This window comes from Rhodococcus sp. 852002-51564_SCH6189132-a (assembly GCF_001665495.1).
Classification (GTDB): domain Bacteria; phylum Actinomycetota; class Actinomycetes; order Mycobacteriales; family Mycobacteriaceae; genus Rhodococcus; species Rhodococcus pyridinivorans.
Map to the genome: position 1 here is coordinate 13,354 of NZ_LZMJ01000001.1, position 15,965 is coordinate 29,318.

Sequence of the window (15,965 nt, forward strand, 5' to 3'; positions counted from 1 at the left end):
TGCCGCCTCTTCGGGTTCCGCTCCGATCCGGCCGGGAGTCCGCTCGGGGGGCTCGCCGAGAACGCGACGTGCGTTCCTGCCCGCCCAGGTCGGCGTCTGACTGTGGCAATTCGGGCACAGGAAGCGAAGGTTGTGCGGGCGGGAGTCGTTCGGATTGCCGTCGACGTGATCGATGTGGAGCGCGAGCGGAGATTCGAGCCACTCCGGTCCGATGCCGCACATCTCGCACTCGTGTGCACGACCGTGTTCGAGGAGTGCGCGCCTGAGCGCTCTGGTCTCCTTCCGGTTCGAGCCTGCCGGTGCGACCGTGAGCACGTCCGACCAGTGCAGCCGGTTCCGGGCTGGTCGTCCCTTCTGGTGGGCCATGCCCCGGAAATGTGATGTGTCGATTCCGTAGGCCTCGATCCGTCGTTTCACGACGACGTAACTACCTCCGCCTGCTCGAAGCCCCAAGTAGCGGAGAACACCTGCAGTACTGATCGACGCGGTCACTGCTTCCTCCAGCAGTTCCCTCGTGTACTCGATCCGCTTCCCCATCTCGCCCCCATCTCGAATGTCTGTTCGATCCGGCCGAAGGCTAACCGCGGGCGCCGACACGTTTTCGATCTTGCGATGCACGATCCGCGACGCCCGTCAATAGGTAACGATTTGATAACGAAAAACGTGAGGGATTCCTCGGGTTCGTGGACATCCACGCATCGGCGCAGCCAGGAGTGATTCGGGTTACCGACCAGTTACTTTCGAGTGGTCTTGTGAGGGGAATCACTGGCAGGGGAGGTGCTGGGCAAACTGCGCGAAACAAAACATGAGGAACCCCTCATGATTTTGTGCGAACCTGGGCGTGCCCGAACAGCGGACCACTAGTCCAGCAGCACACCGGCGCGCAGCGCTGACACACGAAGCCTCGACGCCGGGGTGTTCAGGAGAGGAACCACACGCGTGACGATCGACGAGACCACACCAGGCGACAACGGACGGAACTCGAAGGCATCACGACGCACCACCGATCGGTCCACGGCAGCCGCTCCGGCCCGTGCCCTGGTCGACAAGCTCCTCGCGGGTGAGCCCTACGCGCTCGCCTTCGGCGGCCAGGGAGCCCCCTGGCTCACCTCGCTCGAGGAGCTCAGCCGCGACAACGGACTCGAACCGGTCCTCACCGACCTGGTCAACCGCGCCACCGCGCACCTCGCCCCGGTCGCGAGCGACCTCGTCGTGGTCCGCCCGACGGGCTTCGACCCCGTCGCGTGGATCCTCGAGGCCGAACTCGCCGACGAGGACGACGCGCCCGCCGGCCCCTCCGAAGCAGCTCTCACCTCTGCCGCCGTGTCGCTGCCCGGCGTCTTCCTCACCCAGGTCGCCGCGCTGCGCGCGCTCGCGAACCAGGGCCTCGACGTCGACTCCGTCGCACCGAGCGCGGTCATCGGCCACTCGCAGGGCGTCCTCGCCGTCGAGTCCGTCGCCGCCGCCGGCCGCAAGGACGCCGAAATCCTCGCGATCGCCCAGCTCATCGGCGCCGCCGCGACCCTCGTCGGTCGCCGCCGCGGCCTGATCTCCGGCGCCGGCAAGTACCCGATGCTCGCCGTCGCCAACGTCGACCCCGAGCGCCTGCGCGCGATCGTCGCCGAGGTCTTCGAGGGCCAGGACCCCCAGCGCAGCGCCGTCGTCGCGATCCGCAACGCCCGTCGTCGCGTCGTGCTGTCGGGCCCGCCCGCCGCTCTCGAGCGCGTGCAGCAACGCTGCGAGCAGATCTCCGCCGCGGAGACCCGTGAGCGCGAGGCCAAGAAGCGCGGTGGCGCCGTGTTCTCCCCGACCTTCGAGCCCGTCGCGGCCGAGGTCGGCTTCCATCACCCCGCCTTCGCGGATGCCGTGGAGCAGGTCGCCGACTGGGCCGCCCGCTGCGAGCTCGACTCCGAGCTCGCGCGCAGCCTCGCGCAGGCCATCCTCGTCGCCCCGATCGACTGGGTCGAGCAGGTCGACTCCGCCGTCGCGTGCGGTGCCTCGTGGATCCTCGACCTCGGCCCGGGTGAGCTCCTCACTCGCATGACCAGCTCGGGCCTGCGCGGTCAGGGCGTCGGCATCATCGCCGCCGCGACCCGCGGTGGCCAGCGCAATCTCCTCACCCCGGGCGCCGAGCCCGAGGTTCCGCGTGCCTGGTCGGAGTTCGCTCCGAAGCCGGTCGCGCTGCCCGACGGCCGCATCGCCGTCGAGACGGCCTTCACCCGCCTGACGGGCCGCTCGCCGATCCTGCTCGCGGGCATGACGCCCACCACCGTCGATCCGAAGATCGTCGCCGCGGCCGCGAACGCCGGTCACTGGGCCGAGCTCGCCGGTGGCGGTCAGGTCACCGAGCAGATCTTCGCCGACCACGTCGCCGAGCTCACCGAGCTGCTCGAACCGGGCCGCGCCGTCCAGTTCAACTCGATGTTCCTGGACCCCTACCTGTGGAAGCTGCACGTCGGCGGCAAGCGCCTCGTACCCAAGGCCCGCGCGGCCGGTGCGCCCTTCGACGGTGTCGTCGTCACCGCCGGTATCCCGGAGCTCGACGAGGCCGTGCAGATCATCTCCGACCTGCGTGAGGCCGGCATCGAGCACGTCGCCTTCAAGCCGGGCACGGTGGCGCAGATCCGTTCGGTGATCCGTATCGCCAACGAGGTCCCGGATTATCCGGTCATCGCCCACATCGAGGGCGGCCGCGCCGGTGGTCACCATTCGTGGGAGGACCTCGACGATCTGCTCCTCGACACCTACGCCGAGCTGCGCACGCGCCCGAACTTGGTGCTGTGCGTCGGCGGTGGGATCGGCACGCCGGAGAAGGCTGCCGAGTACCTGACCGGTCGCTGGTCGACCGTCTACGGCTTCCCGGCCATGCCGCTCGACGGCATCCTCGTCGGCACCGCCGCGATGGCGACTCTCGAGGCCACCACGGCTCCCGAGGTCAAGCAGCTGCTCGTCGACACCCCCGGCACCCCCGACTGGGTCGCCGCCGGCACCGCGACCGGCGGTATGGCCTCCGGTCGCAGCCAGCTCGGCGCCGACATCCACGAGATCGACAACGCCGCATCGCGCACGGGTCGCCTCCTCGACGAGGTCGCCGGTGATGCCGACGCCGTGGCCGCGCGCCGAGCCGAGATCGTCGATGCGCTGAACGGAACGGCGAAGCCGTACTTCGGCGACCTCGACACCATGACCTACCTGCAGTGGCTCGAGCGCTACCTCGAGCTGGCGGTCGGTGCGGACAACGGCGCCGAGTTCGACTGCGGCAGCGATCTCGGCGATGTCCTCGCCGAGGCGCACACCAGCCCGTGGCTGGACGTGTCGTGGCGTGAGCGTTTCCGCGACATGCTGCAGCGCGCCGAGGCCCGCCTGCATCCCGTCTGCCGGGGCCCGATCCCGACGTTGTTCGACGACGACGCGGTGCTCGAGCGCCCGTACGCCGCGATCAAGTCGCTGCTCGCGCAGTATCCCGACGCGGGTGACGTCGTGCTGCATCCCGCCGACGTGCCGTTCTTCGTGTCGCTGTGCCGTACCCCCGGCAAGCCCGTCAACTTCGTTCCGGTCGTCGACCAGGACGTGCGTCGCTGGTGGCGTTCGGATTCGCTGTGGCAGGCCCACGATCCGCGTTACTCCGCCGACCAGGTGTGCGTGATCCCCGGCACCGTCGCCGTTGCCGGCATCACCCGTGTCGACGAGCCGGTCGGTGAACTCCTCGACCGTTTCGAGAAGGCCACGGCCGACGAGCTCGTCGCCGAGGGCGCGGAGCCGGTGGAGCTCGCCGCGCGTCGTCACCGCGACATCGCGCCGGGTCTGCTCGACGCCGTGCTGTCCTCGCCGGACGTCTCATGGGCGGGTCGCCAGACCCGCAACCCGATCCACCGTCTCGGTGATCTGGACGAGTGGACCGTCGAGTCGGAGACCGCTGCCTCGCACGCCCCGACGGGTGCGACCCTGACGATCCTCGACGACGAGCACGTCGGCCTGCGGGTTCCGCTGGTGCGCGACAAGGCCGTCGAGATCCGCCTGACCGTGCCCGCCTCGGTCGTCTCCGGTGGCGCGCCTGTCGTCACCGAGGCCGACGCCGATGCGTCGATGTCCGCTCTGCTCGGTGTCGCCGCCGGTCAGGAACTGCCCGAGGTCAGGAAGGGAGCTGCCCGTATCACTCTCGGCTGGCTGCCGGAGAAGATCGCCGACCACGCCGGTGTCACCGGTTCGGGTCTGCCCGCGAACCTGACGCCGAGCGGCAACGGTGTGCCCGATGTGCTCGTGGGTGCCTGCTGGCCGGCCGTCTTCGCCGCGCTGGGCGCCGCCCGCACCGAGACCGACCTGTCGGTCATCGAGGGCATGCTCGACCTGGTCCACCTGGACCACGCGATCGACGTCAAGAACGGTCTGCCCACCGATCCCGCCTTCCTGGGCGTCAAGGCCGAGGTCACCGGTGTCTCCGACACCGACCTGGGTCGCGTCGTCGAGGTCGACGTGGTCATCACCGCCGACAGCGGTGACGGCTCGGGCGACCGGGTGGTCGCCACCCTGGCCGAGCGGTTCGCGATCCGCGGCCGCACCGGCACCGCCGATCTCGCCGATCCGGTTCGCGCCGGTGGCGCTCTCACCGAGGCCGTCACCGACACGCCGCGTCGTCGCCGCCGCGACGCCGTGATCGTCGCGCCGACCGACATGAGCGCCTTCGCGAAGGTCTCCGGCGACCACAACCCGATCCACACCTCCGACAACGCCGCGCTGCTCGCCGGTCTCGGAAGCCCGATCGTCCACGGCATGTGGCTGTCGGCCGCGGCCCAGCAGGTCGTCACCGCGATCGAGCAGGACGCGAAGCTGCCGGTCCGTCGCCTGACGGCATGGACCACCCGCTTCCTGGGCATGGTCCGTCCGGGCGCGAAGATCGACGTGCGCGTCGACCGCATCGCCACCGACGGTGGTGCCGAGGTCGTCGAGGTCGGCTGCCGCGTCGACGGTGATCTGGTGATGGTCGCGACCGGCCGTATCGCCGCGCCGAAGACCGTCTACGCGTTCCCGGGCCAGGGCATCCAGCGTCCCGGCATGGGCCTCGACGCCCGTGCCCGCTCGAAGGCCGCCCGCGAGATCTGGGAGCGCGCCGACAAGCACACCCGCGAGGCCCTCGGCTTCTCGATCCTGGCCGTGGTCCGCGACAACCCGACGGTCCTCAAGGCCCGCGGTGTCACCCACAAGCATCCCGACGGCGTGCTGCACCTGACCCAGTTCACGCAGGTCGCGATGGCGACCCTCGGTGTCGCGCAGATCGCCGAGCTGAAGGAGGCCGGCGCGTTCGTCGACGACGCCTTCCTGGCCGGTCACTCGGTGGGCGAGTACAACGCGCTCGCCGCCGTCGCCGGTGTGCTGCCGCTCGAGGCCGTCCTCGAGGTCGTCTTCCAGCGTGGCTCCGCGATGCACGCTCTCGTGCCGCGCGACGAGCAGGGCCGCTCGAACTACCGCATGGCCGCGATCCGGCCGTCGCAGTTCGGTGTGGACGATGCCGACCTGCAGGCCTTCGTCGCCGGTGTCGCCGAGGAGACCGGGGAATTCCTCGAGATCGTCAACCTCAACCTGCGCGGATCGCAGTACGCGATCGCCGGCACGGTCGCCGGCCTCGAAGCCCTCGAATCCGTGATCGAGCGCAAGGTCGCCGAGTTCGGTGGCAAGCGCGCGTTCATCCTCGTCCCGGGCATCGACGTGCCGTTCCACTCGACCGTGCTGCGCGGCGGTGTCGACGACTTCCGCGAGCGTCTGCTCGCCCTGCTGCCGCAGGAGATCGACCCGAACATCCTCATCGGCCGGTACATCCCGAACCTCGTGCCCAAGCCGTTCAACCTGGGTCGCGAGTTCATCCAGGAGATCGCCGACCTGGTGCCGTCGCAGCCGCTCGCCGACGTCCTCGCGGACTTCGACAGCTGGTCGGCCAAGCCGGTCGAGCTCACCCGCGTGGTGCTCGCCGAGTTGCTGGCCTGGCAGTTCGCGTCGCCGGTGCGCTGGATCGAGACCCAGGATCTGCTGTTCGCCGACGAGACCGACGGTGGTCTCGGTGTCGAGCGGTTCGTCGAGGTCGGCCTCGGTGGCGCGCCCACCGTCGCGAACCTCGCGTCGCAGACGCTGAAGCTGCCCGGTCGTTTCGGTCAGCCCGTCGAGGTGCTCAACATCGAGCGCGAGGCGTCGATCGTGTACTCGACCGACACCGACCCGGCTCCGGTCGAGGACGACGAGCCGGTCGCACCGGCTGCCGAGTCCGCTCCCGCCGCTGCTGCGGCCCCGACACCCGCCGCGGCTCCCGCTGCGCCGGCCGGTGGCCCGACCCCGGACGACATCGCGTTCAAGGCCGCCGACGCCACCAAGGTGCTCATCGCCCTGTGGACGAAGCTGCGCCCGGATCAGATCGGCCCCGCCGACACTATCGAGGCGCTGTGCGACGGCGTGTCCTCGCGCCGCAACCAGCTGCTCGTCGACCTCGGTTCCGAGCTCTCGCTCGGCGCGATCGACGGTGCCGCCGACGCCGACATGGGTGCCCTCGCCGGCACGGTCGACCGTCTCGCCCGCACCTACCGCCCCTTCGGCCCGGTGCTGTCGGACTCGATCAACGATCACCTGCGCAAGGTGTTCGGTCCGTCGGGCAAGCGTCCCGCCTACGTCGCCGACCGCGTCGCCAAGGTGTGGGGTCTGGGCGAGGGCTGGGCGTCGCACGTCACCGCCGAAGCTGCTCTCGGCAGCCGCGACGGTTCGTCCGTCCGCGGCGGCGACCTGGGGGGCCTGACCGATGGTGCCCTCGCGGATGCCGCTTCGGTCGACAAGCTGATCGACGCCGCCGTGCAGTCGGTGGCCTCGCGTCGCGGAATCGCCGTGTCGATGCCGTCCGCCGGTGGCGGCGGGGGAGCGACGGTCGACGCCGCTGCCCTCGGCGAGTTCGCCGAGCAGATCACCGGCCGCGACGGGGTTCTCGCCAGTGCCGCACGTCTCGTGCTCGAGCAGCTCGGCCACACCGAGCAGCTCTCGGGCCTGGCCGACAAGGCCGACGACGAACTCGTCGACCTGGTCTCCGCGGAGCTCGGCTCCGACTGGCCGCGTCTGGTCGCTCCGGCCTTCGACGAGCGCAAGGCCGTCCTGATCGACGACCGCTGGGCCACCGCCCGTGAGGACCTGGCCCGCGTCTGGCTCGGGGAAGGGGCGAGCGGAGCGATGGGGGATTCGAACAGCTTCGACGTCGAACGCTTCATCGGTGCGGGTCGGACCGTGGCTGCGCACGCCGAGTTCTGGGGCCGCAAGGCCACCGAGGCCGGCCGTACGGAGCTCGCGCAGACCTACGCGGCGATCGCCGAGACCGCCGTCGTCACCGAGGGTGCCGAGTACGCGGACGAGGTCGCCGTGGTCACCGGCGCCAGCAAGGGCGGTATCGGCGCAGCCGTCGCCGCGAAGCTGCTCGCCGGCGGTGCGACGGTCGTCGTCACCACGTCCTCGCTGAACGACAGCCGCCTGGGCTTCTACAAGGAGCTGTACGCACGCAACGCTCGTGCCGGCGCCGCGCTGTGGGTGGTTCCCGCGAACATGGCGTCCTACAGCGACGTCGACGCCCTGATCGAGTGGATCGGCACCGAGACCGTCGAGGTCGCGGGTGGTGCGAAGAAGCTCATCAAGGACGCGCTCACCCCGACGCTGCTCTTCCCGTTCGCCGCGCCGCGCGTGGCGGGCTCGCTCGCCGACGCCGGTGCGCGGGCCGAGATGGAGATGCGGGTGCTGCTGTGGTCGGTCGAGCGACTGATCGCCGGACTGTCGAAGATCGGGTACGACCGCGACGTCGACACCCACCTGCACGTCGTGCTGCCCGGTTCGCCGAACCGCGGCAAGTTCGGTGGCGACGGTGCCTACGGTGAGGCCAAGGCCGCACTCGACGCGGTCATCAACCGCTGGAGCGCCGAGCGCACCTGGGCCGAGCGCGTCACCCTCGCCCACGCCCTCATCGGCTGGGTGCGCGGCACGGGCCTGATGGGCGGCAACGACCCGCTGGTCGAGGCTGTCGAGGCTGCCGGTGTCCGCACCTGGTCGACGGACGAGATGGCCGACGAGCTGCTGAAGCTGGTCGGACCGGAGGCCACGCGTCTCGCTGCCGAGGCTCCGCTCGTCGCGGACCTGACCGGTGGACTGTCCGAGGTGGACGTCGACCTGCCTGCGCTCGCGAAGCAGGCGCAGGAGGCGGCCGACGCCGTCGAGGCCGACGAGGACGGCACCGCGACCATCGCGGCGCTGCCCGAGCCTCCGCGCGCCGAGGAGCTGCCGACCCCCGAGTGGGGCACGGTCACCGCCGACCTCGCCGACACGGTCGTCATCGTCGGTGCCGGCGAGCTCGGCCCCTACGGCTCCGCTCGCACCCGCTTCGAGATGGAGGTCGACGAGGAACTGTCGGCCGCCGGTGTGCTCGAGCTGGCGTGGGTCACGGGCCTGATCGGCTGGGAGAACGATCCCAAGCCGGGCTTCTACGACACCGAGACCGGTGAGCTGGTGCCCGAGGCGGAGATTGCCGACCGCTACCACGACGCGGTGGTCGAGCGTTGCGGCATCCGCCGCTACGGCGACGACGGTGCGATGATCGACAACACGGCTCCGCTGCTGACCTCGGTCTTCCTCGACAAGGACCTGTCCTTCGTCGTCGGTTCCGAGGCGGAGGCCCGCGCGTTTGTCGACTCCGATCCGGAGAACACGGTCGCGTCGGTCGACGCCGAGTCGGGCGACTGGACGGTCACCCGCAAGGCAGGCACCGAGATCCGCGTGCCGCGCAAGGCGAAGCTGACCCGCACGGTCGGTGGCCAGATCCCGACCGGCTTCGACGTCACCAAGTGGGGCATCCCCGCCGACATGGCGGACTCGGTGGACCGGGTGGGTCTGTGGAACATCGTCACCACGGTCGATGCCTTCCTCACCGGTGGCTTCACCCCGTCCGAGCTGCTGCGCTGGGTGCACCCGTCGATGGTCGCCAACACGCAGGGCACCGGCATGGGTGGCATGTCCTCGATGCGGTCGCTGTACATCGACACGTTGCTCGGCGAGTCGCGGGCGAACGACATCCTGCAGGAGGCCCTGCCGAACGTCATCGCCGCGCACGTCGTCCAGTCGTACGTCGGTGGCTACGGCGCGATGGTGCACCCGGTCGCGGCGTGCGCCACGGCTGCGGTCTCCGTCGAGGAGGGCGTGGACAAGATCAAGCTCGGCAAGGCCGATCTGGTCGTCGCCGGTGGTTTCGACGATCTCGGTATCGAGGGCATCGTCGGCTTCGGTGACATGTCCGCGACCGCCAAGTCGGAGGACATGCAGGCCAAGGGCATCAGCGATCGTCGCTTCTCCCGCGCCAACGACCGTCGTCGCGGTGGATTCGTCGAGTCGGCCGGTGGCGGCACGATCCTGCTCGCCCGCGGCGATGTCGCGCTCGAGATGGGCCTGCCGGTGCTCGGTGTGGTCGCCTGGGCCGGATCGTTCGCCGACGGTGTGCACACCTCGATCCCGGCGCCCGGCATCGGTGCGCTCGGTGCGGGTCGCGGTGGACGCGAGTCGGGTCTCGCGAAGGAACTGCGCAAGCTCGGTCTCACGGCCGACGACATCGCGGTGATCTCCAAGCACGACACCTCGACCGCCGCGAACGACCCGAACGAGGCCGAGCTGCACGAGCGTCTGGCCGGTGCGCTGGGCCGCAGCGAGGGCAACCCGATGTTCGTGGTTTCGCAGAAGTCGCTGACCGGTCACGCCAAGGGTGGCGCCGCCGCCTTCCAGCTGATCGGCCTGTGCCAGGTCCTCGCGCAGGGTGTGGTTCCGCCGAACCGCAGCCTCGACTGTGTCGACGAGAAGATGGCGGAGTTCGAGCACCTGGTGTGGCCGCGCACGCCGATCCGGTTCGGCGAGCAGCTCCCGCTCAAGGCGGGTCTGCTCACGAGCCTCGGCTTCGGGCACGTGTCGGGTCTGATCGCGGTGGTCCATCCGCAGGCGTTCGTCGAGGCGATCCCGGCGGAGCGCCGGGAGGTCTACCTGACGAAGGCGGCCGAGCGCACCGTCGCCGGCAAGCGTCGCCTGGTGGACGCGATGACCGGTGGAGCGTCGCTCTACCAGCGGCCCGCGGATCGTCGTCTCGGTGACGATCACGTGCCGGCTTCGGCCACGCGTCAGCTCGAGGCGGACATGCTGCTCTCGCCGGAGGCTCGCCTCGGTGAGGACGACGTGTACCGCTCCGGTCTGCCCGGCTGCAAGTAGGCACGGGTCTCGGGATGGGAGTTGCGGGTGTCGGGTTCGACCTCGTGTCGGTGCCGGAGTTCGCGGAGCAGCTGAGTCGGACGGGAACGACGATGCTGGCGAACTTCACACCGGGTGAGCGTCGCGACGCGAACACCCGCAGCTCCGATCCCGCCCGGCACTTCGCCGCCCGGTGGGCGGCGAAGGAGGCGGTGATCAAGGCGTGGTCGGCGTCGCTGTTCGGCAGCCCACCGGTGCTACCGGAGACGATCCATCAGCAGATCGAAGTGGTCTCGGACGCGTGGGGTCGCCCGAGCATCCGGCTGCACCGGCAGGTCGCCGAGAAGCTGACCGGCGTCCGGATCCATGTGTCGTTGACCCACGACGGTGACATGGCCGGCGCGTTCGTCGTCCTCGACGAGGTCGACGGCCGGCGTATGTAGATGTGGGGACTCAGGCCGAGGGAGCGCTGGCTTCCTCGGCCTGATCCGTTTCGGTGTCCTGCCGGCCGGCCTGTCCGCGTGCGGATTCCTCGCGTTCCTCGCGGCGTTGGCGTCGCTTGGCCTGAGCGCGTGAGTCCTGTTCGGCGATCTGCAGGTAGGCGACCATGATGCGCTTGAGTTCGACGACGGCGTCGGCGTGGGTCTGGTCGTCCTGCACCGAGAAGTTGAGCATCGAGTACACGATGTGGACGAGCACCTCGGCCATGAGCTTCCGGCGCGGTCGCGGGGTGTCCGGGGTGAGCGGTGCCAGCATCCGCGCGACCTGCTCGGCGAACTCGCGTTCGTGGATGGCGCCGGTGGCCCGGGTGGACGGGGTGGACTGCATCGCGAGCCACACCTCGCGGCGGGACGGATCGGTGGTCCACAGTCCAGCGAGGTGGTCGACGAAGCTGTTGAGGAAGCGCAACCAGTCGACGGACGGGATCTTGCCGTTGAACTGGGCGAGTTCGCTCTGGACGCCGACGAGGTCCTGCCGGTTGAGCTCGCACACGATCACGTACTTGTTGGCGAAGAACTGGTAGAGCGTGCCGATGGGGACGTCGGCGCGGGACGCGACCTCCTCACAGGTGAACGACTCGAAGCCGACCTCGGTGAGCAGTTCACGCGAGGCGGCCAACAGGGCGTCGAACTTGCGGCGGCTCCGTTCCTGGGTGGGCCGCCGACGCGGCACGAGCTCCTGGGGCTCGGCCTGAACCTCGAGCGCCGGATCGATCCGGCGCGGGGCGCGGCGGCCGTTCGTTGCTGACTCCACGCGCCCAGGCTAGCCGGACGTCCGTGCTTTCCCGAATACTTGTTGTGAGTCAGAGTGTCACAAACCGGGCAGCCACAGGTCAGCGTGCGGTCCGCTGTCGGAACAGTGCTGTGGCGGCGACCAGGCCGATTGCGGTGAACGCCGCGCACCACCCGATCGCGACGATCGCGGACGACCCGATCCCGGTGCCGGTGAGCAGTCCCCGGACGGTCTGCGAGACCCATCAGCAGCGCGTCGGGGCTGCGGAGCATCCGCCGCAGGTTCCTGCCGGTCACGGCGGCGTGGTCGCGCGCGGCGAAGCGGAGCGGAGTGGGGTGCGCGAGGAGTGTCATCGGACGACCTTTGTTTCGTCGGTGGAGCCGGTGAGGGTGAGGAAGACGTCGTCGAGGGTGGGGGAGTGCAGCCCGAACTTCTCGACGGGGACCGCCTCGGCGGCGAGGCGGTCGAGCAGGGCGGCGACGTGGGGCAGATCGCCCTTGGTGTGGACCTGCAGTGTCAGTGCTGCCCGGTCGATCTCGCCGTCGAGCACCGACGCGGCATGGGTGAGGTCGGCGTCGGTGGAGAAGCGCAGTTCGAGATAGCCGCCGCGCACAAGCGACTTGAGTTCGTCGGGTGTGCCCTCGGCGACGATCCGCCCGCCGTCGAGGACGGCGATGCGGTCGGCGAGTCGGTCGGCCTCCTCGAGGTATTGGGTGGTCAGGAAGATGGTGACGCCGTCGTCGGCGAGTTCGCGGATCGCCTCCCACATCACGAGGCGGCTGCGCGGGTCGAGCCCGGTCGTGGGTTCGTCGAGGAACAACACCTGCGGGGACGCGACGAGACTCATGGCGATGTCGAGGCGTCGCATCGTGCCGCCGGAGTACGTGCCGGCGCGCCGGTCGGCGACGTGCGCGAAGTCGAAACGTTCGATCAGGTCACGGACGCGACCGGGAATCGCGGCCGACGGCAGGTGCGCGAGGCGCGCTGCGAGACGGAGGTTCTCCGTGCCGGTGAGGACGTCGTCGATCGCGGCGTACTGGCCGGTGAGTGCGATGTTCTCGCGCACGGCGTGGGCGCGGCCGGGGAGGGGCAGGCCGGCCACGGTGACGGTGCCCGCGTCGGGGCGCAACAGGGTGGTCAGGATGCGGACGGTGGTGGACTTGCCGGCGCCGTTCGCGCCGAGCAGTGCGAAGACGGATCCGGTGTCGACCCGGAGGTCGACGCCGTCGAGAACGGTGGTCGGGCCGAACGACTTGCGTAGGCCCCGGACGTCGATGGCGGGAACGGAACGAGTCATGACATCTCACTGACTGTGTATGCAATATACCGATGTGTATAGCGTACGCAGTTTTAGGATGGCGGCAAGACCCGAAATCTGGAGGAGCATGAGCAGTCCCGAGCCCGACGATCCGCTGCCGCAGAGTGTGCAGCTGGCATGGGGATTGAGCGATACCGGCACCCGGGGCCCGCGACGGGGACTCACGCTCGAACAAGTCCTCGATGCGGCGATCGAGGTGGCGGGCGCCGAAGGGCTCGAAGCGCTCTCGATGAGCCGGGTGGCCAAGCAACTGGGTTTCACCACCATGTCGCTGTACCGCTACGTGAGCAACAAGGACCAGCTCGTCGAACTCGCGTGGGACCGCGCCATCGGGTCGCCCCCCGAGCTACCGGTCGGAGGCGACTGGCGGGAACGGCTCGAGGCATGGGCGATGGCCGAGTACCGGAGTCTGCGCGCGCACAAGTGGCTGACGCAGTACCCGATCCGCACGGCGCCGTACTATCCCAACAACCTGCTCTGGCTCGACGCGGGACTCGGCGCGCTGTCCGCCACCCCACTCGACGAACCTGCGAAGGTGCAGGTGGTGATGATGATCTCGCTCTACGCCATCGGTCGCGCACGCTTCTCGTGGGAACTCGGAACCGATGTCGCGGACGACCCGGCCGACACCCCGGCGATGCTGCGGCGCATCCTCGATCCCGAGAAGTACCCCTCGGTGCTGGCGGCGGTCGAGGGCGGCGCGTTCGACCCCGACGGGAGCGACGCCGACGACGAGGCAGTATGGCACGAGCAGGACTTCCGTTTCGGTCTCGAACGATTGCTGGACGGAATCGACGTACTCATCCGACGTGCGGAGGACGGATCATGACAGCGACAGACACCGACGCGACGCAGCGCATCCGCGAGCGGATCCGGGAGGCGATGCCGGCTGCGCGCGACGATCTCGCGCGGCTCGTCGCGTTCCGTTCCGTCGCGGATCCGCGCCAGTTCCCGGTGGAGGAATGCGTCGGTGCAGCGAACTGGGTGCGGGATGCCTTCACCGAGGCGGGAATCGAGAGCGTCGAGACGATCGAAACCGCCGACGGCTCGCTCGCCGTACTCGGACACACGCCCGCCCCCGACGGCGCCCCGACGGTTCTGCTCTACAGCCACTACGACGTTCAGCCGCCCGGCGACGAATCACTCTGGCGCAGCGAGCCCTTCACGCTCACCGAACGGGACGGCCGCTGGTACGGCCGCGGCGCCGCCGACTGCAAGGGCAACGTCGTTATGCACCTGCTCGCACTGCGGGCGCTGTGTGCGGACGGCCCACTGCCCGTCGGTGTCCGCATCGTCGTCGAGGGCTCGGAGGAGATGGGCGGCGCCGGCCTCGACCACCTCGTCGCCGAACGACCCGAGATGTTCGACGCCGATCTCATCGTCATCGGCGACAGCGGCAACGCCGAGGTGGGCCGGCCCACCCTCACCACGACGCTGCGGGGCATCGCGAACGTCGACGTCCACATCGAGACGCTGAAGGGCGAGATCCACTCCGGGATGTACGGGGGAGCGGCCCCCGACGCGCTGGCCGCGCTGATCCATCTGCTCGGCACCCTGCGCGACGAGCACGGCAACACCGTCGTCGACGGACTGGACTGCACCGCGACCTGGGACGGTGTGCCCTATCCCGAAGACCGTTTCCGCGCCGACGCGGGCGTGCTCGACGGTGTCTCGCTCCCCACCTCCGGAACCGTCGCCGACGCGGTGTGGGCGCGACCGGCACTGACCGTCCTCGGGATCGACGCTCCGCCGATGGTCGGATCGGCCGCCGCGGTCGTGCCACGCGCGTCCGCACGCCTGAACCTGCGCGTGCCGCCCGGCATCGACGCCCGCACCGCCCAGGACGCGCTCGTTGCCCATCTCGAGGCCCACGTGCCGTGGGGAGCGCATCTGCGCATCGACCGCGACGTCCTTGGCGAACCCTTCCGGGCGGCGACGGACGGTCCGGGTTACGCCGCACTGCGCGCGGCGCTCGAGGCCGCCTACGGCCGGGAGGTCGGGACCGCCGGGCAGGGCGGATCGATCCCGCTGTGCACCGCGCTGCACCGCGCCGTGCCGCGGGCCGAGATCGCCCTGATCGGCGTCGAGGAACCGCGCTGCGTCATCCACGCGCCGAACGAGAGCGTCGACCCCACCGAGATCGAGAATCTCGCCGTAGCCGAGGCGCTGCTGCTGACCTCGCTGGCGCCGCGGTAACGCTGCCGGCCGGGCACCCGGGCGTCAGACGGACAGGTCGCGGCGCAGCTTCGCCACGTGCCCGGTCGCGCGGACGTTGTACTGCGCGACCTCGATCTTCCCGTCCTCGTCGACGAGGAAGGTCGAGCGGATGACGCCGGTGACGGTCTTGCCGTACATCTTCTTCTCGCCGAAGGCGCCCCATGCCTGGAGGGTGATCTTCTCGGGATCCGACAGCAGCGGGAAGGTCAGCTGTTCGGCGTCGCGGAACTTCGCGAGCTTGGCAGGCTTGTCGGGCGAGATGCCGATCACCTCGAGGCCCGCCTCGTTCAGCTCGGCGAGACTGTCGCGGAAGTCGCACGCCTGCTTCGTGCATCCCGGGGTGCTCGCGGCGGGGTAGAAGTACACGATGACCTTGCGTCCGCGATAATCCGACAGCGACACCTCGTTGCCGTCGGCATCGGGAAGGGTGAAATCGGGTGCGGGATCACCGGGGGCGAGTCTGCTGTTCTCGGTCATGGAGGCGACAGTAGTGGACCGTGCAGCCATTCCCGGCGCGCGTCCATTACCGTGGTCGCAGCACACTGCAGCGACCTTCTGGAGGACACGTGGCTAGGGACACCGAGGACATCGAGCGGGAGATCGAGAAGGCCCGCAATCAGCTCGCGAGCACACTCGACGAACTGAGCGTCCGCGCCAACCCGAAGAATCTGGTGGCAAGCACGAAGCAGACCATCCTCGCGAAGGTGAACCAGCCGCAGGTGAAGAAGTACGCGGCGATCGCGGCCGGCACGGTCGTCGGATTGCTGGTACTGCGCAGAATCCTGCGCTGATCCCCGGCTGCACACAGGGCACCCACGCCGACCCGGCGTGGGTGTTCCTCGTTCCGGGGGGTGGAACCGCCGCGAACGACGAAGGCCGGACACCGTTTCCGGTGTCCGGCCTTCGTGTTGTGCGCCATCAGGGACTCGAACCCCGAACCCGCTGATTAAGAGTCAGCTGCTCTGCC

At 69.7% G+C, this 15,965-nt stretch carries 8 protein-coding genes; 5 read left to right on the top strand and 3 right to left on the bottom strand.

All coding sequences use genetic code 11. The features are described from left to right. The first annotated feature begins 939 nt into the window (after positions 1 to 939). The gene (locus A5767_RS00105; RefSeq protein WP_064851337.1) at positions 940 to 10,251 is read left to right on the top strand and encodes a type I polyketide synthase; all 9,312 of its coding nucleotides are present in this window, start codon (positions 940 to 942) and stop codon (positions 10,249 to 10,251) included. Between the two features lie 14 nt (positions 10,252 to 10,265). After that, positions 10,266 to 10,673: a holo-ACP synthase AcpS gene (gene acpS / locus A5767_RS00110; protein WP_024100526.1), complete on the top strand. Its 408-nt coding sequence runs from the start codon at positions 10,266 to 10,268 to the stop codon at positions 10,671 to 10,673. 10 nt (positions 10,674 to 10,683) lie between these two features. Here acpS and A5767_RS00115 read toward each other — a convergent pair whose 3' ends face one another. Further along, the gene (locus A5767_RS00115; protein ID WP_006554758.1) at positions 10,684 to 11,484 is read right to left on the bottom strand and encodes a TetR family transcriptional regulator; all 801 of its coding nucleotides are present in this window, start codon (positions 11,482 to 11,484) and stop codon (positions 10,684 to 10,686) included. A gap of 328 nt (positions 11,485 to 11,812) precedes the next feature. Continuing rightward, positions 11,813 to 12,760, bottom strand: coding sequence for an ATP-binding cassette domain-containing protein (locus tag A5767_RS00120; protein ID WP_019288999.1), 948 nt, complete (start codon positions 12,758 to 12,760; stop codon positions 11,813 to 11,815). A gap of 88 nt (positions 12,761 to 12,848) precedes the next feature. Between A5767_RS00120 and A5767_RS00125 the strand changes: the two genes are divergently transcribed. Beyond that, a complete protein-coding gene (locus tag A5767_RS00125) occupies positions 12,849 to 13,610 on the top strand; it encodes a TetR/AcrR family transcriptional regulator (protein WP_033096434.1) in 762 nt (253 codons plus the stop codon). Beyond that, a complete protein-coding gene (locus tag A5767_RS00130) occupies positions 13,607 to 14,977 on the top strand; it encodes a dipeptidase (RefSeq protein ID WP_024100529.1) in 1,371 nt (456 codons plus the stop codon). Before A5767_RS00125 ends, A5767_RS00130 begins: the two co-directional genes overlap by 4 nt. A gap of 24 nt (positions 14,978 to 15,001) precedes the next feature. On the opposite strand, the gene bcp is transcribed toward A5767_RS00130, so the two are convergent. After that, a complete protein-coding gene (gene bcp / locus A5767_RS00135) occupies positions 15,002 to 15,475 on the bottom strand; it encodes a thioredoxin-dependent thiol peroxidase (RefSeq protein WP_006554761.1) in 474 nt (157 codons plus the stop codon). An 89-nt stretch (positions 15,476 to 15,564) separates the two neighbouring features. Here bcp and A5767_RS00140 point away from each other — a divergent pair, with 89 nt between their 5' ends. Further along, complete coding sequence (locus tag A5767_RS00140; protein ID WP_006554762.1) at positions 15,565 to 15,789, top strand: DUF3618 domain-containing protein; 225 nt, start codon at positions 15,565 to 15,567, stop codon at positions 15,787 to 15,789. Positions 15,790 to 15,965: the final 176 nt, after the last annotated feature.